At 39.5% G+C, this 23,739-nt stretch carries 11 protein-coding genes; 3 read left to right on the top strand and 8 right to left on the bottom strand.

Annotated features, from left to right (window positions below; genetic code table 11):
• Nucleotides 1–595: 595 nt before the first annotated feature.
• Both SANK73390_RS17190 and SANK73390_RS17185 read left to right on the top strand, forming a co-directional pair.
• Nucleotides 596–3,226, top strand: coding sequence for a TonB-dependent receptor (locus SANK73390_RS17190; protein WP_462767648.1), 2,631 nt, complete (start codon nt 596–598; stop codon nt 3,224–3,226).
• A 100-nt stretch (nt 3,227–3,326) separates the two neighbouring features.
• Nucleotides 3,327–4,862 carry a tryptophan halogenase family protein gene (locus tag SANK73390_RS17185; protein ID WP_462767646.1) on the top strand — a complete coding sequence of 512 codons (1,536 nt, stop codon included), beginning with the start codon at nt 3,327–3,329 and terminating at the stop codon, nt 4,860–4,862.
• Nucleotides 4,863–4,957: 95 nt separating this feature from the next.
• Here SANK73390_RS17185 and SANK73390_RS17180 read toward each other — a convergent pair whose 3' ends face one another.
• From SANK73390_RS17180 to SANK73390_RS17145, 8 genes are all read right to left on the bottom strand, one after another.
• The gene (locus tag SANK73390_RS17180) at nt 4,958–5,674 is read right to left on the bottom strand and encodes a DUF6445 family protein (protein ID WP_462767644.1); all 717 of its coding nucleotides are present in this window, start codon (nt 5,672–5,674) and stop codon (nt 4,958–4,960) included.
• A 296-nt stretch (nt 5,675–5,970) separates the two neighbouring features.
• On the bottom strand, nt 5,971–6,612 hold the full coding sequence (locus SANK73390_RS17175) for an acyltransferase (RefSeq protein ID WP_462767642.1): 642 nt from the start codon (nt 6,610–6,612) through the stop codon (nt 5,971–5,973).
• The gene (locus tag SANK73390_RS17170; protein WP_462767640.1) at nt 6,596–7,921 is read right to left on the bottom strand and encodes an MFS transporter; all 1,326 of its coding nucleotides are present in this window, start codon (nt 7,919–7,921) and stop codon (nt 6,596–6,598) included. Before SANK73390_RS17170 ends, SANK73390_RS17175 begins: the two co-directional genes overlap by 17 nt.
• A gap of 3 nt (nt 7,922–7,924) precedes the next feature.
• Nucleotides 7,925–9,523, bottom strand: a complete 1,599-nt coding sequence (locus SANK73390_RS17165; protein WP_462767638.1) for a hypothetical protein — start codon at nt 9,521–9,523, stop codon at nt 7,925–7,927.
• Nucleotides 9,520–14,235: an amino acid adenylation domain-containing protein gene (locus SANK73390_RS17160; RefSeq protein ID WP_462767636.1), complete on the bottom strand. Its 4,716-nt coding sequence runs from the start codon at nt 14,233–14,235 to the stop codon at nt 9,520–9,522. Before SANK73390_RS17160 ends, SANK73390_RS17165 begins: the two co-directional genes overlap by 4 nt.
• On the bottom strand, nt 14,232–17,567 hold the full coding sequence (locus tag SANK73390_RS17155; protein ID WP_462767656.1) for a type I polyketide synthase: 3,336 nt from the start codon (nt 17,565–17,567) through the stop codon (nt 14,232–14,234). The genes SANK73390_RS17160 and SANK73390_RS17155 overlap by 4 nt, the downstream gene beginning before the upstream one ends.
• The gene (locus tag SANK73390_RS17150; RefSeq protein ID WP_462767634.1) at nt 17,567–20,338 is read right to left on the bottom strand and encodes a type I polyketide synthase; all 2,772 of its coding nucleotides are present in this window, start codon (nt 20,336–20,338) and stop codon (nt 17,567–17,569) included. The genes SANK73390_RS17155 and SANK73390_RS17150 overlap by 1 nt, the downstream gene beginning before the upstream one ends.
• Before the next feature lie 30 nt (nt 20,339–20,368).
• Complete coding sequence (locus tag SANK73390_RS17145; RefSeq protein ID WP_462767632.1) at nt 20,369–21,283, bottom strand: glycosyltransferase; 915 nt, start codon at nt 21,281–21,283, stop codon at nt 20,369–20,371.
• Between the two features lie 651 nt (nt 21,284–21,934).
• On the opposite strand from SANK73390_RS17145, the gene SANK73390_RS17140 reads away from it, so the two are divergent.
• The coding region (locus tag SANK73390_RS17140; protein ID WP_462767630.1) for a TonB-dependent receptor plug domain-containing protein at nt 21,935–23,739 on the top strand (1,805 nt) is incomplete at its 3' end.

The raw sequence follows: 23,739 nt of genomic DNA, 5'->3' as shown, positions 1-23,739 counted from the left end.
AATCTTTTCCACAATACACATCTAAACTCAGGTTTCGGTAAGGGTTTTGAAATAGAAAACACTTTGTCAGCCAGTATTACTTTTAAAAGCAGGCTTGTTTGGGAAAACTCGCTTACCTAGAGCAGTGGTGAGCTATGCTGTTTTGGAGATTATGGTTATTTTTGTATGGTAATAGGTGATTCTAATGGACAAAGGCCACATGAAAATTTATAATGACAGCGTTGTCATTTTGCGTATTATCACCCTTGAACACTTCTGCCAAAGTTTCTGAATCTATTCGCAAATAGAACAATATTGATATATAAGTCATAACATCGGTTCTATTTTGTTCTAACAAGCAAATTTCCGTCCCCAAAAAGTAAGTATTTATGCTATATTTCCCTTGGTTTTGTAACAAACCATAACAACGTAAATTTTAAAGCCAATAAAATCAATGCTTTGTTTTTATTGTTGAAGAATATTTGATTAATTCAGCAAAAAACATGTAGCGAATTTGTAATTTACGGTGTATGGTTTGTTATTAGATGACAGCGTTGTCATCATCACTGGGCAGAAGTGATATAAAATTCCAACAAAATGATTCAAGGGGAATCCTGTGTTAGCTAATAATTTTAAGAAAAGCTTACTAGCAGTTAATGTCGGTCTTGTACTTAGTGCGAGCGTATCTGGCATTGCTTATGCTGCGGACGAAAATCAAGTAAAAGAAGATGTTGAAGTAATTGAAGTGCGTGGTATTCGCGCTTCAAACAAAGAGAACATCAACGGCAAACGCTTTGCGAATTCAGTTGTAGACGTTGTGACTGCTGAAGATGTTGGTAAGTTTCCAGACGGAGATGTAGGTGAATCATTAGCACGTATTTCAGGTGTGAGTGTTTCTCGTCAATTCGGTCAAGGCCAACAAGTTTCAATTCGTGGTGCATCAGCACAATTAACGCGCACATTATTAGATGGCCATTCTATTGCCTCAACAAGTTGGTTTGATCAACAGGCGGTTGATAGAAGCTTTAACTACTCTTTATTACCTTCTGAGTTAGTTGGTGGATTAGAAGTATACAAATCTTCACAGGCGAACATTGTTGAAGGTGGCATCGGTGGTACTGTAATTGTTAAAACGCGTAAGCCTTTTGACCTTGATGCAAACACAATATTTGGTAGCCTTAAAGGAGACTACGGCTCAGTTTCCGAGAAAACCGACCCTGAAGTTTCTGGATTGTATAGCTGGAAAAATGAAGACGAAAGCTTTGGTGTTTTAATCTCAGGTGCAAAATCTGAAATTGACTATCAGCGTAATGGCATCGAGTCTTCAGGTGGTTGGAGTGGTGCGATGGCACCAACAACTTTCCAACAAGATCGTGAAAGAACAGCACTTTATGCTGCATTCCAGTATCAACCTAGTGAATCACTGCTATTAGGTTTGAATTTAACAAGCCTTGAATTAGGTGCTAATAACGCAAATACGCAAATTATTATTTTCCCTGGCGAAGGGTCTTGTGAAAAGCAAAACCTTTCTGGTAACTGTGTATATGCAAACGTAACAAATGCTGGCAATGGCAATGGCCCTGCTTTTTTCCAAACTTGGGCACGTAAAGCAAGCATGGAATCAGATACCATTGATTTCGATTGGCAATATGAAGCTGATAGCTTTATTTTCAAAGGCCGCATTGGTAAAACCGAGGCGGAAAGTGCTGTAACGACAGCAAACTTTGGAGAGTACTCGACTAATCCTGCAGATTTCAATGGCACAATTGATATGACTGGCGATGTTGTTAATTACAATATTGCGAATAAGAGTTATAACGCAAGCATCCTTCCAGCAAGCATTGGGCCGCAAACTTGGGCGCCAGAGTTTAACCCTGATAATGATGAAGAAACATACCTCAACCTAGATTTTGAAATTCCGTTAGATTTAGGTGTGATCACCGGTATTAAAACTGGCTTCCGCTATGCTGATCATAAAGTAACGCAAGACCAGAATGGCGCAAACGTAAATGCAGACCTTCGTCCAATGAGAAGCGCTTCTGAATACTACCCTGGAACAGTATCTGCTGGTGGTGGTTTTGTATTACCTGAGCCAAATATGGAGCTCATGATTGCAGATTCTCTAGCTATGACAGAAGGGTATACTCAACGACCTCAAGGGTATGGAACTGTCGAGGAAGAGAATACAGCAATTTATGTAATGGCTGAGTTTAGTGATGATAGTATTCGCGGTAATGTTGGCTTACGTTATATATCAACAGATATTGAGTCTGATTACTATGACCTAAGTGCAACTGGTGAGTACGCGACAACGTTAACAACCGATAAAGCTGATTACAGTGAGTTTTTACCAAGCTTCAATATGGCTATTGATGTAACTGAAGATGTAATTTTACGTACTTCAGCGGCACAAGTTATCTCTCGTCCAAACTATGCTGACCTATTTGCAACACGAAGCTTAGCGGGTTACACAGATAACCGTCCACTTAATGAAGTATTACAATCTGGTAATGTTGGTCTAAATCCATTTAAAGCATTTCAAGCAGATATTGGTGTTGAGTGGTACTTTAGCGCTGATGGTCTATTAAGCCTAACTTATTACACTAAAGATGTAAGTTCATTTATTTCTACGCAGCAACAAACTAACCAGCAAATTGGTATTGATATTCCTGTTTACCAAAACAACCCAGATGCGGGCGAACCGCCTTGTGGTGCTGGTGTATATGACTGCTGGACTGTCAGTAAATCAACAAATGGTAGTGGTGGCTCAATTGAAGGTATTGAGTTCCAAGTACAAGATGCATTCGATAATGGATTTGGTTACTCATTTAACTACACATATGCTGACACAGAAGCTCCAGCTGAAAATTACCCAGACAGAGTGGGTGTATTCTCTGATTCATCAAAGAATACGTACAACTTAGTTGGTTTCTATGAGCAAGATAACTTTTCTGCTCGTTTAGCTTACAACTGGCGTTCAGAGTTTATTATTCGTGAAGCACCAGGTTGGTATGGTAACCGTAAGCATAAGGCATACGGTCAGTTAGACTTCAGTGCAACTTACTCAGTGACTGATTATTTAGATGTTACATTTGAAGGTATAAATCTAACAGAAGAAGATAGCGTTCAGCTTGGTAACAACCATGAGTCAACAACGTTACCTAACCCTGACTTGTTAAATGACTTCCCAGTTTGGAGTTTTGAAGGTGAAGCGCGTTACAAAGTGGGCGTAGCAGTTCGTTTCTAATTGGAAATGTAACTAGAAAAGCCCAGCATTTGCTGGGCTTTTTTATTATTATAAGTTGAGTGTTCATTTATAGTTTCTACATATAGCCATTAGGTGTTTTATGGATATTAAAAAAGTTGTCATTGTGGGAGGTGGAACGGCGGGATGGTTAGCTGCAAACCACTTAGGTAAAGAGTTATTAAAAAGAGACGGGGTATCAGTAACACTCATCGAATCACCCGATATTCCTCCAATAGGTGTTGGTGAAGGCACTGTACCGGATATTCGTCAAACACTCTTAAACTTTGGAATTAGTGAAACCGATTTTATTCGAGAGTGTGATGCGACATTTAAGCAGTCAATTAAGTTTGTAAATTGGATGGATAAAAATACTTATGGAGATGGAAATTTTTATCATCATTTGTTTGATGTCCCCAACTCAAGTCATGCTAAGGTTTTAACTGAGCATTGGCTAAATCAGACGAATACGGATAAACATTATGCGCACAATTTGTCATCTCAACATCTAATTTGTGAACATGGACTTGCGCCAAAAGATATTACTACACCTGAATATCAAGCTGACTTAGCATATGCATATCACTTAAACGCTGGAAAATTTGCTCAGCTACTTGCCAGAAATGCAAAAGAAAAATACCAAGTAGAGCATATTTTAGCGAATGTAGAAGCTGTAAAGTGTGACAATAATGGATTTATATCTAATTTGATCACAGATGTACATGGAGAACTCGCATTCGATTTTTATATTGATTGTTCTGGTTTTGATTCAATCTTGCTTAGCAAAACGCTTAATATTCCTTTTATCAGTGTTGCTGATTCACTACTCGTAGATAGCGCACTTGTTGTACAGGTTCCTACGCAGCCTGAAGACAATATTCCTCCTTACACTATTGCAACGGCACATCAAGCAGGGTGGATTTGGGATATTGCTTTATCTTCGCGCAGAGGCGTGGGCTTTGTTTATTCCAGCAAACATATCACAGATGAAAAAGCGAAATTAAAATTTGATAAGTATTTGGGCGAGAAATGCCAAGATCTTAGCTATAGAAAGATTTCAATGAAGGTAGGTTTTAGAGAAAAGTTTTGGCATAAAAACTGTGTAGCTTTAGGTTTAGCACAAGGCTTTTTGGAGCCATTAGAAGCTACATCTATTCTACTTACAGACTTTTGTGCAAAATTTTTGACCCAACGTTTCCCACATAATAGATCACAAACTGAATATTTAGAGCAGCGTTTTAATCATTCAATGCAATATGCATGGCAAAGAGTTGTAGATTTTATCAAGCTACATTATTGTATCTCTGATCGAACAGACTCCTCATTTTGGATTGAAAATAAAGAAAGTCATACTATTCCTCAAACGCTAAAAGATAGGCTTACCCTTTGGAAAGATTTTGTACCTGTTAAAGACGATTTTTTTAGCCAGTTTGAGGTTTTCTATTTAGAAAACTTTTTATTTGTGCTCTACGGTATGGGTTATAGCACAGATGTAATTGGGGAAAAAAAGGGCACTGATAGTGACATGGCTGAATATTTTGAAAGAAAGGAAAAAATAGATGAGTTCCTTAAAAGTAAGCTGCCAAAACATAGGGATTTATTAGAGAAGATAAAAAAGTTTGGCCTTCAAAATATCTAATGTATAGATGAGAAATAATATTATATAATATGTTTCTCATCTATACAGCTTTATAAGTACTTTAAACGGTATAAGATATTAACTGCAACCTTAAATTAGCCCTTAATAAGAGTTGCAAAGGATGAAATTGCAAGCCTTCCACATTTTGGATCTTTATTGTAGCCGTTATCATCTAATAAAATATTGGCACTGTGTAACAGGTTTCCTTGATAAATAACTAAGCGGTTAGGCTTAGCATCAACTTTGAGTACTCTTTCAAAAATACTTGTACTATTATTGATATAACCAGAATGCTCTTCTGGTGTATTTTTAATGTCGTTAACCATCTTTTCTAGAATAGGTGAATGTTCTTCGTGAAATTCGATGATATTATCTGGCTTGTATTTATAAAGGCTCGTACCACCAAAATCTTGCTGAGATAGATAATGTACAAATGCGTAATGCTGTTGATCAAAAGTATCAATATGAGGCATTTTTTGTTGAGTAATTAACTGCTCTGGTTTACATGTTACAAGTGAAAGTAAACTTCGGTGAAGCTTTACTTCATTATACTGCGAACCTAAATCGGGAAGTATATGCTCTAAGAAAAAAGTTTTCAGGATCCTTAGGTAAGGTTGTGGCATGTGATCTCTAATGCCAGGGTAAAAGGAGTTATCAGAAAACATAGGGTTAAAATAAGCAATGTTATAAGCAAAATTTAAAATACTATCCAAATCATGTAAAAAGTTATCAATAATGTAAATGTGTTTATCGGTTCCAGGCACTTTTAACTTATCAATGGTGATATTTTTGTGTGTTTTTAACTCATTCATACTGCTCTCTATGATTTTATGTCTAAATAATACCGTTCTGAAATAATACTTAATTACTTTTAGAGGCTAAATCTTACTCTCGCAAGGTTTCATTACCTCAGGATAGATCACTTAATTAATAAAATTGATATAACAGCTTAAATTTTAACTGGATAAATAAAAAGGTGATAATTTAATATTATCAAATTTACCGATTTAAAACACTTCTATATCATAAGGGTTTTTACTTAATGAGAGAGTGCTGGTTTTTGGGATTTTACTCATTATTTAGAATTAATGACTAAAAGCCCAATTGATTACATATCAATATACTTTATAAATCTTACAGGGTTACCTGCGTACACTGTATTGCTAGGTATATCTTTATGTACAACGCTACCGGCACCGATTACCGCATTATCACCAATCGAAACGCCTTTGTTGATAATTGCACCATAACCAACCCAAACATTGTTGCCGATATTAACCGGTTTTGTTACTAGTCGGTTTACTTCGTCATGATTGTTTCTGCCAGTTAGCGCGTGGCCATCACAGTCCATGATCACTACATTTGGTCCGAACAGGACGTTATCACCAATCGTTACCGACTCGTAGCAAACAATGGCTGTGCCCTGTAAACAAACATTATCTCCAATTGTAATCTTCCCAGTTTTAAAGTTGGGACGTTTTACAATGGTCATTTTTACTAAATCGTTAGGAAATGCTGCATTATTACTCGAATCTAAAAATGCATTATAGCCGATGGTTATTTTGTGCTCAAACTCAGTCAGAGTAACGTTGCTGGGCGGTTGCGTCGTATTTTCATAAATCTCAACGTAAGCAAACCTTGGTGTTCCCAGTAATTGAGGCGAACTTTTAAATACCACTCCAGTATCACGAAGTAAATCGATTGGTGATAATGAGCCAGAAGGAAAGAAGTGATTAACAAACTTTGCCATTAGAAGTCCTTTTATATGATTGTGTATTAGAATTATCTGGATTATTGACGTGGCCCATATTACGTACGGATTTTAAGCAAAAGCCAATTATGCAAGCGGTTACAGCTAGCCCACCCAGTATTGACGTTGCTGTTCTGATATCAACGACATCGAGTAATGCTCCCAGTGTCATTGAAGAAATAGGTACTAATCCGTGGACAGAGAAAAGTACGATGCCTATGGCACTTGATAATTTATGCGCTGGTACATGCAGTTGATACCAAGTTGTGCCAGCTACGATTGCAAAGCCAGTCGTACAGCCCAGTACCATTAATAATATGCATATGGTTATCTGAGTACTCTGAAAGCCTAAGCAAATAAAAGCGACTGCTGCGAGTAAATCTAGTCCTAATATATACATACCTAGATGGTGCATTTTAGGTTTGAGTATGGTTACCAGCATTGCACCAATAAAAGTACCAACGCCTTGGCTTGCGAATAAATAGCTTAGCCCCGCTTCATTGGTACTAAGGTGCACTTTTGCTAAATAGGGAATGAAAATGACTAATGGCCCATATATCAAAATTGAAATTAGCATGAGATAGCTCACAATTAAGCATAAATTAGGATGCTGAAATGTGTATTTAAAACTATCCATAATTGATTGATGAAGCTTACTTAATAGTTTGCTACTGTTATTTGTAGACACCTTTTGAGTACTCATTAGCATTGCGCAAGCGGATGCGAGTAACACGAATATTGCATCAACAAAAAATGCAAATGCTAGGTGTTGATGTTTAACTTCGCCTAGTATTTCTAATGAAATAAAAGATTTAGCCCATAGCAGGCATAGGCCAACAAGCACGGGAGCAAACGATTGAATAATAAAGTTTCCCCCCATAGTCAGCACATTGGCTGTCAAAATACTTGAGTTTGGCACTATGTGAGGAATAATAGATTGATTAGCTGGAAAGCACAGTGCTGAAAAGCTTCCTGCTGTTATGGCAAATATAATGAGCATCAATATATTTGGTGACCACAGTACAAGTGAGAAAGAAAAGACCAATGTACTGAATGCAAAACCTAATCTGCCAGCTCGTATCACAGTCAAAGGTGTCAATTTATCACTGAATACTCCCCCAATAAGAATAAAAATACTGTGAGGTATACCAAAGCATGCCATCACAAGTGCCAAAATAATCGGGTCATTTTCAGTGACCTCAAGCGTCAGCCAAGGTAGAGCAATTAAGGTAAAGTATGCACCAATTTGGGTCAGTAACATGCCAACCCAATGGAGCTTAAACTCATTATTTCTCAATAGTTCTCTCATGAGTTACTTTGCGCTTCCTTCATGACAAAAGCCAATAAACTGCCATACATCAAATTCATTTGATGAGTTAGGCTGCTCTGATTTTGTCCACCACTTAGCTTCATAAAGCGCATGCTGGAACTGTGCTTTTTGATTCACTTGATAAATAGCTTGATTGTTCCAATAATTGGTTTGAGAGCAATCAATAAGTGCTTGCGTACTTGATGTCCAACTTGTTGTCACGAGAGGCCATTGGCCAATTATGTTGACACTTGGTTGTGGATTTTTTGCTTTTTCCTCTTGTGCTATTGTCCATTTACGTTCTTGCTGCTGATGACATATTTGGCAGGTCATGGTGTCATCTCCCCATTGTCTTTTGGTTGTGGTTATAAGTGGAACGTCGTCAGAGGCAATGTCATTATTCCAACTTTCATGAAGTTCTAACATGTTTTGTTCACGCAACTGCCAAGCACTGTGACCTAATTGCCATTGAGACCAATGAAACTCAGGCCAGTTTTTTACACCAAGTAATGCATTTGCGGTGTTAAAGTCTCCCGCCTTAATTGAGTAATCAATGACCGTTGTAATAAAAACGAGGCGATTAAAAGAGAATCTAGGATTATCTGAGCAGCTTCGAAAAGTGAGGTCTTGGTTACAGCTTGTTAATCCTTGCATCAAATAATTGTATCCACTAAAAAAGTATTGAGGTTCATTAAAATAGCTAGATGCTAAAGTAATGGAGTGGAACCCAGGATTGATTTGAAACCATTGTGCATGCTCTTGTTCTATTAATATTTGACTGAGTTTGTCTTGGTGGATCCCCGCAAGCCAGCGTCTAGGTAACGTAGTCCATCCCCCCAAGATCGATGCTAATCTCATTGTCCGGTAGTTATTTGGGTCAGCAATCATTTTGTTTTCAATTGTATGTGCCATTGCGATGGCGCGTACGCTGTAAAAGCTAGTCAATATAAAGTAATTAAGTGTACTTGGATCGTCAAAGCCAGCCTCACCACCAAGCCAAAGTCGCGATCCTGTAATTAATGTCAATGTCATCACATTACCAGGGTCTAAGATCAAACTTGCGACTAACGCATTTCCTGCGGAAATAGCGAGTTCGGGCGCATTGTTAAATGCATGATGAAATTGGGCATGGCTGTCTAGTGATTCATCAACATTGAGCTCAGTGTAGCTAAGCGCTTGATTGAGCAGTCGACCTAACTTTCTTTGTGATTCAATGGCCCAGATGTTGTCTGAAGATACTAATACTAAACGTTCGAGAAAATAAAGGGCAAGAATGCTGTGCTCTAGCGATTGGGGTGTCACGTTGCTATTTGCAAGTAGTGATGTGCTTAAGTGGCGAATAGCCGCAAGAGAAATTACAGGCAGGTAGATTGGCGACTCCATGTACGTAATACTCAACAAGTCGTCAAACGTTTGACCCTCTTTTTTTTGCTGTAACTGAATATACAAAGGCTTAATATCGTCGTACATAGCTTTGCTGACATTCAGCTTTTGATGGAACAAATCTGATGAATAGTAGTCAGGAAGTTTAAAGTCTGAGGACGATACGTTAGCAAATACTGATGTGCTGATGAACAACAGTATTAAGTATAAGTATTTCATAGTACAAATCCTTCTAAATTTTTTATGTAGTTGTCTATTAGTTCGATAATTTTTTGCTTTTCAATGAGTTTTGAACTGCAGCCAACGTAAATATGTTGTTGTGGACCTTCAAAATAGGTAGAGATGTACATCGTGTGAGGGCTGCTCAAGTCATGATCATTTTGTACTTCAGGGATGGCTTGTTTTAGCGCTATTTCTTGTTTGTTTAATGTCGTGGCAATGAACTCAGACTGCGCACCAGCGTTCATTTCTCCTTGATAATTGTAACTAAAGTCAGGTGTATTTATTGGTTTTAACTGGTCTAACAGTTCAGTGTCGTTATTAAGTGCAGTTAAGGCATGATAACTAGCTGCACTGTGTGGTGCTTGTTTCATAAATTGTGCGATAAAAGAAGCGGTTTGGCTTTGTGAATTAAGTCTGTCACTATCAATTGAAATCACGACTCGTGATACTAGATAACCAACAATAGTATTAGTATCAACCTCAATTTCTGTATTGAAGCGATTAAATTGAGATAACTCCAAACTGACATTGCACAAAGAGAATGTGTTTTTTAATGCGCAAGCAATTGCTGCTGTATGTATGTCTGATGCTTGTATATTTAGGTGACTTGCGCACAGTGACTTGATCTTCTTTGTAATATACAAAGGGATGGCAATCTTTTGGTTTTGTAGAAAGCATGGCAAATTGGCCTCAAGTGCTTTTTGTTCGCTAACCATTCTAGGGGCTTGAAGTAGCGCATTGTAGTTCCAAAATGCTAAGTCGGCTTGCCAGTTCTTTTGCCCCTCTACGGTTAAAGGCTGTTGGAAGTAGCCTGCATACGCTCTTACAAAATCAATATATTGGTCTTTGCTTAAGGTGACCGTATGCTCGCCATTGCTCAAAGCTTTAATAATGCTGGTAAAGTTTCTGGTAATGATACCCATACTAAAGCCATCAAACACCGTATGATGCAACGATAAGGTTAAAAATATTCGCTGTTTACGTTTGATATAAAATAGTCTTACTAAGCCAGAATTAAGCCGCATTGACATCACTTCACGTTCGATAAACTCGCTGATATCACTATTTTTTGTTAGATCGGATAAATTGAAGCAAATTTGTCTTTGTAATTGTGTTTTTAAATCGCCAATATATTCCTGATAGTTGCTTAATTTAAAGCCAGTTCTCAGTGCAGGGTGATGCGCGAGTAATAACATTACCGCTTGGCTTATCCAGTCAAAACTAAGCCGCTCATTTTCATCATTAAGAACAATAGTATGGTTTACGAGCCAAAGGTTGTTTTGTCCGCCAAAAGATAGAAACAACTGGCGGTTGGGTAGGCTAGGTAAATAAATTTCATCATGTTGCCAGCTAGGGTGTTGTTCAAGTGGCACAGTTAAATCGATTTCTTGATGTACGTCCTGCTGATCTCTTATCAGTAGCGCATGCATATGATCTAAAGTTGGGTTTGCTAATAGTGTTTTAATCACAATTGACTTACCTGTTAAATGGGCCACAGACGACAGTAAGTCAATAAATTGAATAGAATTACCACCTTGGTCAAAAAACGACTTGTGTGGTCCTATGTCATGCTTTTGAAGGTGTTTCTGCCAAAGTGCCACAATTTCTTGTGAATACGCTGTTAGTTGCTCTGATTGAATTGGCTGTTGCTTATTTGCTAAAGCGATTTGAGCAAGCTTATTGCGATCTGTTTTGTTATTTGGCGTTTTTGGTATGCTCTTAATTTCAACAATACTCTGAGGCCGCATATAGGCGGGTAGTTGGCTATTATTTTGTGTATGTAACTGTAAAACAAGCTGTTCTGAAAAAAAGTCTGACACAACAAACGCAACCAGCTGATTTGTGTCGCTTAAAATGACAACTGCGGATTTTACTGCGTCATGTTGCATTAAAACTGACTCAATTTCAGATATCTCAATTCTAAAGCCATTGAGTTTGATCTGCTGATCTATGCGTCCTAAACAGACTAACTGCCCCCATTTATCTATTTTAACGAGATCACCTGTTTTATAAGCGCGAACCACTTGAGCATTTGGCAGAGATAATTTAATAAATTTTTGCTGAGTTTCATCATCTAGGTTGAGATACCCAGCTGCTAAGCCTTTGCCCGCTATCAGTAGTTCTCCACAGGTACCTGAGGGCACGAGTTGATGCTGATTGTTGACGATATAAAACAGTGTATTCGCAATTGGAGTGCCAAGGTGGATGCTCCCTCCTTGGCTTAATTTTGTCATAGAAGACCAGACGGTTGTTTCCGTTGGTCCATACATATTCCAAAGGGATACAGGTTGCGAGAAAAAGTATTCAAGCAGTTCTTTATTAAGTGGTTCTCCACCGCTTAGTGCAAGAGTGTTGAGATTAAGTTTTACATCGAACTGATGTAGCATTGCCCAAGTAGTTGGGGTCGCCTGTACGAGATTTAATTGATGCTCGGTGATGATGTTTTGTAACTGCTGAGGGTCTTTAACTTGCTCTGAGGTTGCTATGAATACATAGCCATTACTAAGTAATGGGGCAAACAGCTCTAAGATATGAATATCAAATGAAATAGAAGTGAGTGCCAAGGCACGTGTTTGTATATCAAGTTCAAGCGTCTCTACCATAGATGCAACAAAATTGAGCAAAGATGCATGATTGACTAACACGCCTTTAGGTTTACCTGTTGAGCCAGATGTGTAAATGATGTAGGCAGTTTCAGCAGGGTTTAGATCAGCAAATGTGTGTGTAGCTACTGGGCGCAAAGTGTCTACAGTGTATACATTTTCATGCAACTGACACGCGTAGTTGTAATTTGTATGATCGCAAAGCACTAATGGGGATTGCGTATCTTCAAGCATGTAACGGAGTCTGGCCTGAGGATAGTTTGGGTCAAGGGGTAAGTAAGCGTGGCCGCAATTCCATATTGCTAGCATTGTAGCTAGCATGTCAGTGCCACGGTTACAGCATATTCCAATGATGCAGTTGTCAGGTAGCTCTAGCTCTTTAATAGCGCTGCTATATTGTTCAATTAACTTTGCTAATTGCTTATAATTTAAAAATTTATCTCTGTCTTCAATTGCTATGTTTTGAGGATAATTTGCGACTTTCCCTTTAAGTGCATCAGGCAGTGTCTTTAGATTAGTATAATCGCGAGCATGACCCTGCCAATCAGTCATTAATTTATCTGTCTGTGAATGGTTGAGTAAATTCAAAGATAGCATGGGTTCACTAGGTTGAGTGACAAGTACAGTAAGTAAGTGCTCAAATGATTGTGAAAGCTGCTCAATGGATGCTTTTTCAAAAAGCTCAGCCGCAAACTCCCATTCAAGTGACAAGGTATTAGTGTGAGCGTATATATCCAGTGTGATGTCGAACTTTGCCAACCTATGCTGATTATTGGAAGGGGTAATTTCTATCCCTTGTAGCTCTGGCACAATCGCTTTCATATTGTGCAACGCCAAAAATACATTAATCAAAGGGGGCTGGTTGGCATGTCGTGGAATATCTAAGCACTCTAACAACACCTCAAATGGCAATTGTGAATGTGCGAACGCATCTGCCACAACATTTTTGACTAGGGTTATGCAGTCGCTAAAGCTCTGTGTGTAGTCGACTTGATGTCTAAGCAATACCGTGTTTGCAACAAAGCCAATCAGCTCGCTTGTTTGTTCATGTTCTCTGTTTGCAATAGGGGTGCCAATCAAAGTGTCGGTTTCATTGCTATGAAATGCTAATAAAATGCTAAAGGCACTATAAATGATGGTAAAGGGAGTCGTGCCGAGTTGCTTCGCTAGGTATTCAACTTTGTCATAAAGCCCATTTTCAATATGACTGATGTGTAACTCAGCTGATACAGCCGTATGATCCGCTCTAGGGTTGTCTATCTCAAATGTTACGTTAGGCTTGCAGTTTTGGAGCGTGTTCTGCCACCATTGACAAAGCAAGTCAAGGTTTTGCTCATTGAGCATTGCCCTTTGCCAGCGCGCAAAATCTATATATCGCAATTTGTTTGGCTGAAAAGGGGAGATTGGTTGCTTCAGTTGCTGTGAATAATGTAGAGCAACTTGTTGACAGAATAGGGCAATTGACCAGCCATCGGCAGCAATATGATGGATAACAAGAGTGAGCTCAAAGTGCTCAGGAGCATAGATTTGAAGTAGTAACCTAAGAGGCGGTTCACTACTCAAATTAAACGGATCTTCTATAAATTGCACGATTATATTGTCAGTCTCGCCATAATGCTTTGTCTGGCATGTGGTGTGATCTATTATACTCAGTGGTAATTCAACGCTTGGCAACACATGCTGGTATAAGGTATTACCGTGTTTATTGTAGATTGTTTTTAATATTTCATGCTGCTGTATAACGTGAGTGATTGCCTTTTTAAAGAGGGTCAATTGAAGCGGGCCCTTCATCACAAAGCTACGAGCAAGGTGATATTCTATGGCGCCACTTCTAAGTGTATCTATTAACCACATTCTTTGCTGTTGAAATGATACTTCGCCATGTATTGCTGAAGAGGCATCAATAGGTCTAGATAACGCCTTTTCTAGTTGATTAAGTTTATGGCGCTTTAAGTACGATATTATTTCAACTTTGTGTTGCTTAAGTTCTGCCACCAGCTCAGCACTAGGCTGAGCTTTGGCATGTAAATCTAGCTGGGTATTATCTTTTAATGAAAAAGAGATACCTTGCTGCTGACATTTTGCAATTAAAACTTCAATGCTCATAGTGCCACCGTTACCACTTGTTCATCAGATACTTGATCTATTGATTGTGAGACTTCGTTATATAACTCGCTGATATACTGAGCAAGTTTACTCACGGAATCATGTTTCATTACAATGGAGGCTGGTAGTGGGCTATCACTCAAGGCTTGTAACCGCTGCTTTAAATCTATGGCCATTAAAGAGTTCAGGCCATAGTCAAACACACTGGTGTTAACTTCAATGTGCTCAGGGTCGGTTAGGCCAAGCACGCCAGCTAGTTCAGTTTTAACTGCAGTTACTAACATGCCGGTTCTTTGTGATGAAGAAGCGTTAATAAGCTGTGCCTTTATAGGGTTTTCAGTGCGTTGCGTCAGCTCTGGAAGTAAGTGATTATAAACGCTGCGAGCGCTTGGTTGGCTACCAACTAACTTGGTATTTTGCCAATCAACTTTAAAAATACCTACTTGAGCCGTGGCACTTGATAAAACATGCTCAAGTTCAGTGATTCCCTCTAAAGATGACAGTGCATACATACCAGAGCGCTCCATTTGCAATCGCTCGTGCTCAGCTAGTTGTGCAGCCATCCCTGCTTCTAACCATGGTCCCCAGTTGAGGCTTGTAGCATTAAGCCCTTGTTGCTTACGGGCTACACATAAGCCATCCATAAATGCATTGGCGGTTGCATAGTTTGCTTGTCCTGCCCAGCCAACCATCGCGGCAATAGAGGAGAAACAAACAAAGTAATCAAGTTCACTATTAAGCGTTGCTTGGTGAAGATACCATGCGCCATTGGCTTTTGGTGCCAGCACTGTACTCATGTGCTCAGGGCTTTGCTGGCTAAAGGTAGCATCTTTGAGCACCCCCGCGGCATGAAATATGCCTTTTAACTGATATGAGGAATGTTGAATATCTGAAACCAGTTGAGTGACATCATCATGTTGGCTAATATCTGCTTGAATATATTCAATTATACAGTTGTGCTGGCTGGCGTTATTTATCATATTTTCAAGTTGTTCATTTAGCCTACTTCTGCCAGTAACAAACACTTGCCCAGCACCTTGTTTTACCAGCCATTGAACTACTTCCAGTCCAATACCACCTTGTCCACCAGTTACTAGGTAACTGGCATTTTCAAATGGGGTAGGAGTGTTGTGGCGCTGATATAAATCGCTTGGTGCTTGTGCCATTGAAATGGTAACAACATCGCTTAAACCTTGTGGTGGTATGTCAGGCATTGTGAGGGGGGGTGTATCCTTTTGCCCGTCAAACTTTGTTAGGGTATCGACTATATTACTGAGCTTGTTTGTTAGTTCGCCGTGATTCAAATGAGTAGCAAGCGTTAAAGTCGGCTTGATAAGCGAGCAACTATCGGGTAAATGGGCTGAACTTATAGAGGGTTTTAAGCTGACCACATGTGCGCCGTATTGCAGCTTGCGCGCCAACGATGGCGGTGGGTTTGTATCACTGCACCAGATAAGTGTTTCAATCAAGCCATCAAACTGTTGCAGCTTTTCTTCTTCAATAATATGAACAGAATGTCCTGATGATTTTAATAGCTCAATCACAGCAAGGTCAGTCTGATGCGAAGGGGCATAAAATACAATGGCAGAGCGAGGACTTAGGGCTTCAATACCAAGGTATAGTGCCAATGTTTTATGCAGCTCAGCGATGTTGTTTGTTAGCCAATCAAGTTTGGCATTGGCAAGTAAAACAAATGGTATATCGGTATTTATATGGCTGGTTATTCCTTCAAATGCAATATGCAGTAGTGGATTATTATAATTATCAGTTAATAAATAAAGTGCAGGTGTTAGTTGACCTGTAAGTGCTTGCGACGATGTTGTTATTACATGTACCTGTGCATAGTCACTCTGCCGAGACAGCGGTTGTTTTATTGCTAGCCATTGCTCATCAATAAACTGCCATTGATAGTGGTTAGGCTCTGAAGGTAATACAGGGTAGAGCGAATCACTTAGGCATTCAAAGGTGCTAAATGCCTTCAATTGGTGCGAATACGCAGAACCTCGGTGTATGGCTATTTCTGCATCTTGTAACTGTGATTGCGTTAGCAGATGTTGTAATACTTGCAGGGAGCTTTGATTATCATCTAAGTCCAATAATACCGTGTTAAATTGCTGGTTTTCAGAGGCAAATACGCGGCCCAACCCCCATAATGCGGTTTGCGTAGGCATCACGGTATATTGCGATGGTGTGTAGGCTCCTTGGGTAACAAGTACAATTTCAAGCGTTTTTTGCCATTGCTGAGCTTGCAGAGTTTGTAATATTTGTAATGGCTGTATAAAAGCCTGTTGTTGGTCGAACACTGTAGTTGAGTTATGCAGTTTTATATCATTGAACGAACGTAAATCGACAATAATCCTATGAATATCATATGTATATTTTTCAAGTTCATTCGCTAAGCTAGCTAAGGATAGCGGTATGGATGCAACGATACTGGGTAAGCTACTTAGCTGCTGAGTATGCTCTAAGCTAAGTAGTAAAGTAGCCGGGCTGCTTTGAGCTTCAGGTAATGTTTCAGCAACGTTAAAGCTAGCCCATGAATAGCGATATTTTAATTCTATATTTGGATCATGGCGCTCAATTGTATTACTGCGTAGCTCAATACCTTGGACCTGTACACAAAGGCGACCATCGATATCAAATATATCAATGTCACCTTTACTAGAGAGTGGATTAATATATTCCACCGTTAATTTAGCAAAACAATGTGGTGCAGGTGTTTTATGCACTCGAACCGCTTCAATTTTAACTGGTAGATACGAATGATCGACAAGCTGGAAGAAACTTTGAAAAGCGCCATCTAATAGCGTTGGATCTAATATGTAGCTGGTGTTTTCTAGCCCACTTAACTCAACCAACACGGTTTGCTCATCTTTGAAGCACTGAATCACGCTTTGGAATTGGTCTTGATAGTTCATGCCAAGCTGATGACACTGATTATAGAACGCTTCCTTATCAAGCTGTGTTGGAAATGCAAGTTTTGCTTGTTGCAAAGGTAGATCAGCAAGTGCAAGATTTGGTTTTTCATTTAATTGACATTGTGCTTGTAAATGCCACTCATCATTTTCAAAGACATGGATAGTCAGTTGCTGAGTTTGATTATTCACGCGTGTTTCTAAAATGTTAGCAGTTTGCTCGAGAAAGAGCGGTCTTAGAAACTCAATATCTTTTAGTTCTATGGTGTTATCTGGCCATTGTATACGTGCAAGTTGCAATACAGACTCAATGTAACCTGCCCCTGGGTAGATGATATCTTCACCTACTTGGTGACCGGTTAAAAATGTTTGCTCAGCTAAGTCAAATTTACTTTGCCAAACAGGTTGTTGACTGATCAGTTGTTGCCCAAGCAGCGGGAAAACTGCGTCAAAATAGGCATCTTTTTTTGTTTGTTTTCAATGCGAGTCAATTGTACGTCTGGGTTTTCTATCCAATAAGACTCATGTTGCCATGGGTAGTTAGGTAATGTAATTTCATGATTAGGTGTGCAGTCATTTATATCTAGCGCCGTGCTGATGTCCATTAGCCCCGCAGTTGCGAGCGATGCAATACAGGCGGCCAATTGGGTGCGATCGTCTTGAGAGCGAGATAGTGTATGGGTTGTGAAAATCTTTGGATCCGTTGAAATTTGCTTGATCGAATGTGAAAGAACAGTGTGTGGGCTTACTTCAATAAAGCACTCAATTCCATCTGTAAGTATTTGCTGTATAGCTTGATAAAAATATACAGGGTCGCGTACATTATCAGCCCAATATTCGCCAGTCCAGTTTTGCCATTGTGCAGCTTTTCCTGTTACGGTCGAATACATAGGCACAATAGGGGAGTGTGGTTTAATGTCTGCTAATGCTTTGATTAATGGCTGCTTTAGCTTTTCCATCGCGGGGCTATGGTAGGGAACGTCAACATTTAAAAATTTAGCGAACAGGCCTTCTACGTCTAATTGCTGAGCTATGTGTTCAAGGCTTTGACTATCACCTGATAGAGTCAGTGCGGTTTCACTATTAATTGCTGCTATCGATACTAATCCTTGATATTGCATGCACAGTGCTTTGGTTTTAGTTTCATCTATACCAACAGCTAGCATTTTACCTTCACCGCTGGTGGTTTGTTGGAGTTGACTTCGGTAATACACAATTTTTACTGCATCTGCAAAGCTGTAAACTCCAGCACAATAGCTTGCGGCTACTTCGCCAGCACTGTGGCCTACAATAGCGTTGACCTGTACACCTTGTGCAATAAGAGCTTCGTACAAGGCGACTTGTATGGCAAAAATAGCCGGCTGTGCATATTGAGTATCGTGGATTTGTTCTGACTCTTGCGCAAGTACCTCTAGCAAAGACCAAGACACATACTTTTTAAGCTCATGATCTATATTATCAATTTGCTCCCGAATAACTTTATTACTCTCATATAGCTTTATGCCCATTTTCGGCCAAGTAGTTCCCATTCCTGAAAAAACAAAGGCAATTGGAGTTGTTTTATTATGCTGAGCTTGGGTATATCTGGTGGCTTTATTCGCTAACTCAATAATATAGTCTTCAAGTTGTTGGGTTAAATCTGACTGAGTTATCGCAGTAAAAACGATGCGGTGCCTGTGTGCGGTGCGCAGCATCGCTGAGTTAATGCAAAAGTCTCTCAGTTGTGGCTCATTCAGTTGCCTGGCTTTATTTAGATGTAGGCGAGCGGAATCTTTAAGTGCGTTTTCAGATTTGGCACTGATGAATAGCTGTAATAAATCTTTTTTAGGGTTGGGCGAAACACTGGTTTTAGGCGCTTGTTCTACCACAACGTTGGCATTAGTACCGCCAAAGCCGAATGAATTGACAATCGCTCTTCGGGGTTCATCTAGTTTGTCTGGCCATGGCGTATTTTCTGTGACTATTTTGATATTTAGATCAGACTCATCAATAGCAGGGTTAAGCGTATGGCAATGAATATTTTTTGGGATAATGCCACTGTTCATTGCATTGATTGTTTTAATTAAACCTGCGAGTCCTGCGGTTGGTTCTGTATGGCCGATATTGCTTTTTACGGAGCCAATTAAGCATGGGTTGTCTTTTGTGCGTTCAAGGCCTTTACCCAAGGCATTGCCCAGCGCGTTTACCTCAATAGGGTCACCTACTGCGGTACCCGTTCCGTGAGCTTCTGCATAGTCGATGTCAGACCCAGTTAATCCTGCAATGGCAAGCGTTTTTTTGAGCAATTGTTGTTGAGCCTGACCATTAGGTACGGTGATCCCACTGGTATGGCCATCTTGGTTTGTACCACTGGCTTTAATCACTGCTAAGATCGGGTCATTATCCGCGATTGCTTGGGATAGTGTCTTCAACACTGCAACCGCAACGCCTTCACTTCTTACATAGCCATTCGCGCTGCTATCAAAACTTTTGCATAACCCATCAGGTGACAGCATAGATGCTTTACAGATCGACATCGTCATTTCAGGACGTAGCAGTAAGTTAACGCCTCCAGCTAGCGCAATTTGACTATCACCGTTTTGAATGGCTTTACATGCAAGGTCTAGTGCCACTAAAGAAGAAGAACAAGCCGTATCTAGAGTTAGGCTAGGGCCATTAAAATCGAAACAATATGAGAGTCTATTTGCGGTTAAGGTCATTGAAGAACCAGTTGCAGAGTGGCTGCTGATCTGAGCATGCGCGTTTGAATCAGTTTGTAGTTGCTCAAAGTCATGCATGAATTGGCCTATGAAAACCCCGGTATCACTTCCTTTGATTTGATTAAGGTCAAGCCCTGCGTTTTCTATTGCTTCATAACTGACTTCTAGTAACCAGCGGTGTTGGGGGTCAATATATGGCGCTTCTTTAGGTGAGATTCCAAAAAAAGCTGCATCAAACTGACTCAAGCCAGACAGGAAACCACCATGTTTAACATACATTTTGCCTTGTGTAGTTTTATCATTGTCAAAATAGGCATCAATATTCCAACGGTCTTCTGGAATTTTTGAAATACCATTGCCTCCATTGAGTAAGAATTCGTGAAATGTTGCTGGATTGTGGTTATCACCAGGAAGTCTGCAAGCAACACCTATGACAGCGATGTCATTTTTATTTGAAAGTGTACTCATGTTAGAATTTTTTTTGTTCATTTTCTTTTTCCAAAAATTTGTTCGGTCTGGTTATTGCGCTTGAAGTACGTTGTTAGAGTGGTGTAATAGAGACTCAGAGCCAAATATTGTAGGCTGAGTACGTGCAGCTAGAATATCTTTCCAACAAAGGCCTTGTTTGAGAAGTAACGTGGCGACGGTGCAATGTTTGTTATGAATATATTCAATATTCTTTTCAGCGCTGCGCTTAATGGCGCGTTGATCTTTGCTATGAGGGTAGTGAATTGCTTGTGCAGAAGTGTTAATTGCAAACTTTTTTCTTAAATTTTGCAATCTAAGCGCAAGCTCTACGTCCTCTCCCCCCCAACTAGTGAAAGATTCATCAAAACCTCCGATGGTAAACAAGGCATCTGTTTTACATGAAGCGTGGCAGGTCCAAAAAATCAGCCAAGGTTCATAAACCTGTTTAAGGCAGTAGTGCTTTTTTGCCAAGAATGCGTCACGGCAATCTTTATATTGTGTTAAAAATTGGCTATCAGAGAAAATGTTTGGCTCGATGAGCTTTTGTTGGCATTGAGTCACATCAGAGATTTTATGTTCCTCAAAGCCATAACATAGGCCAATTTGCACATCGACTTCACAAGTTTCAAAGTTGGTAAGGTGACTTTGCAAACAGCTTGGCGCAGCTAGCACCCCTGAGTCTATAAACAGGATATGATCAAAAGAGGCACAAGCAATACCCAGGTTTCTGGCTCGGGCTACTCTGAAACCTAAGTCTTCTTGGAACAAATATTTTACGTTTAAACGGTTTGCGAATGATTGAACAATCGTGGAGGTATTGTCACTAGAACCATCATCCACAACGATGACCTCAAATCGTTCACTGTTGATCGTTTGTCTCACTAAGCTGTTTAGGGTGAGATTAAGCAGAAGACTACGATTGTATGTTGGAATAACAACGCTAATCCCTGACCGCCATTTTTTCATACTACTTTCCTTTATTTGGCTGAGAGTTATTTACCGCCCCTAAAATGGACACGTAATGTATAAAATGTAAACAAAGTAAAAGCAATACACTATTTGTATTATTCATGATGTAGCATGGTAAAAAATCAGGGTTTATTTCTAGGTTTTTGATTTTATTAAATTTTATTGGTTATTTTATTTTTGTGCGGTTGAATTTTATTCAATAAAATAATGAGTAAATAAGAATTGGCTACTTTAAATTATTCTGTTCACATGTATAAAAGACAACCAGTAGGCCGTTAGATTGAATATAATTTTGTTTGTACTGAGATCAGGATGTGACACAAAAGTTGTGATCTCACATTAACTGATATGCTCAAAATAATATGGAACGTATTTTTTAGAAAAATAAAGGCGCAGTTATTGAGCCAAATAATATTACTAAAAAGCATTTTAGGAATTTAAAGTCTAATTTTATACCTAAAAAATAGTTTACTTTTTATTCTGGTGTGTTAAAAAGTAACGAGTATTTATTAGTTTTTATGTTAAAAAGTAACAAAAAGGCATGGTTAAACTTAGTTCACAATGATGAAGTGCTACCCCTTTGGGTTTAAGTGCTCGTGTGCCTACCAATACCTAACTGGGTCGAATATAAGCAAATGGGGAATAAAAATGTCAAAAAAAATCACCAATATCGTCGGCAGTAATAAATCGAAGCGGACAAGGCTAAGCCTTGCTGTATCTTCAGCAATTTTAGGGCTGTGCCCTTTGTTGCTTGCAGCTCAAGATATGGCTCAAAATGACAGCGATGTCAATGTGAGCAAAAAAACAGTCGATGTTGAGGTTATTGAAGTAACGGGTATTCGTGGCAGTATTAATAGCGCACAAAATATTAAACGTTACGCAGATACTGTAAAAGATGTGATCACCGCATCTGATATCGGCGCGCTGCCTGATAAGTCAGTTACAGAAGCGCTACAACGTATACCGGGTGTTACTATAGAGCGTTTTGCTTCATCGAGCGATCCGAAGCATTATGCTGATGAAGGAACTGGTGTACTTGTGCGAGGTTTAGACCGTGTACGCTCTGAAGTAAATGGTCGAGATGCATTTAGCGCTAATCCATCTGGAGGCTTAAGTTATGAAGATTTTCCTGCAGAGCTTTTAGGAGCTGTAGAGGTGGTTAAAAACCAAACGGCGGATCTTATCTCTGGTGGTATTTCTGGTACGGTGAATTTAATTACTCGTAAACCTTTTGACTCGGATGAACGCTTAATCTCATTTAATGCAAAGGCTAATTACGGCGATTTTAGAGAAGAAGTCACGCCGTCTTTTTCAGCCTTATTTTCAGATAACTGGCAAACTAGAGCAGGTAAGTTTGGGTTTTTAATTGCTGCTTCAAAATCAGATTATGAGACGCGTGGTGATGGTGTTGGTTTAGGCAACTTCCATTCACGAGGTGACTCCTTTGTTCCGACCTTGGATCAATGGGGTGGCATTACAGGGGTAGATCTGTCATCACCTGTAGATGGCCCCGCTTTACCAGGGCAACCAGCGGGCAGTGTATGGCATGTGCCTGTTGCGATTCATATGAGTACCGCGACGAACGACCGTAAGCGAACGGGTCTTACATCGTCTGTGCAGTGGTCAAATACAGATGAAACGATTGTTGCAACACTTGAGCATATTCATTCAAAAGCATCACTTGAATGGAACGAGCGACAAATAGGTCAAGCAGCTCAGGGTTTTAAAAGCTTTATGGGGTCTTCGCAAAATTGGCAGGATGATGCGCAAAATGGCTATCCGCTTACAACTGAGGGTGGCTTTGTCACATCAGGTATTGCACTAGGTGTTTCTCCAGAGACACCATTTTTCTATCGTAGCCGATGGAATCATAACGAAAATACTGTCGATGATACGTCATTTAAACTGACGTGGAAGCCAGTAGATAGACTAACCATTGATTTTGATTATCAACATGTAGACGCTGAAAAACAGATTGAAAACTACAGTATGTCAGGTCAAACCCGAGGTAACCATGTTCATGTTGTGTCGCCCTACTTTTTAGATATGCGAGGCTCACGCCCTACGGTTAAATTTTTGAGTGATAATATCTTAACTGCTGGATGGTCGCCAAATGAAGATTGGAATGGGCCTGTTCCTAATGTATTTCTAGGCAGTGGTATGGAGCAAGTTGAGCACAACACTGCTAAGTCTGACAGTTTCAAACTGGATTTTAAATATGAATTAGATGGTCACTTTACGAGTATTAGCGCAGGGCTATATGCTTCAGATAAAGATTTAAAGGTTCGTGATACTGACTATGAAGGGTGGTCTGCAATAGGTACTCCTTGGGTACAAGAGGACAGAAACGCAGCTGCAGCTATAAATAAGCCAGAACTTTTTGAACGTGTTGATTTTTCAGACTACTTTCATGGGGAAGTATTACAGGGTAATGTGAATAACTTTCTTTTTCC

It is taken from the genome of Pseudoalteromonas sp. SANK 73390 (assembly GCF_054966645.1).
The sequence above is the reverse complement of the archived record's forward strand: the minus strand, read 5'-3'. Positions and strand labels throughout refer to the sequence as shown.

Excerpts from the sequence above, each read along its gene's own strand:
- SANK73390_RS17175 (WP_462767642.1), bottom strand. The coding sequence starts at position 6,612 with ATGGCAAAGTTTGTTAATCACTTCTTTCCTTCTGGCTCATTATCACCA.
- SANK73390_RS17185 (WP_462767646.1), top strand. The coding sequence starts at position 3,327 with ATGGATATTAAAAAAGTTGTCATTGTGGGAGGTGGAACGGCGGGATGG.
- SANK73390_RS17180 (WP_462767644.1), bottom strand. The coding sequence starts at position 5,674 with ATGAATGAGTTAAAAACACACAAAAATATCACCATTGATAAGTTAAAA.
- SANK73390_RS17160 (WP_462767636.1), bottom strand. The coding sequence starts at position 14,235 with ATGAGCATTGAAGTTTTAATTGCAAAATGTCAGCAGCAAGGTATCTCT.
- SANK73390_RS17170 (WP_462767640.1), bottom strand. The coding sequence starts at position 7,921 with ATGAGAGAACTATTGAGAAATAATGAGTTTAAGCTCCATTGGGTTGGC.
- SANK73390_RS17145 (WP_462767632.1), bottom strand. The coding sequence starts at position 21,283 with ATGAAAAAATGGCGGTCAGGGATTAGCGTTGTTATTCCAACATACAAT.
- SANK73390_RS17150 (WP_462767634.1), bottom strand. The coding sequence starts at position 20,338 with ATGAACAAAAAAAATTCTAACATGAGTACACTTTCAAATAAAAATGAC.
- SANK73390_RS17165 (WP_462767638.1), bottom strand. The coding sequence starts at position 9,523 with ATGAAATACTTATACTTAATACTGTTGTTCATCAGCACATCAGTATTT.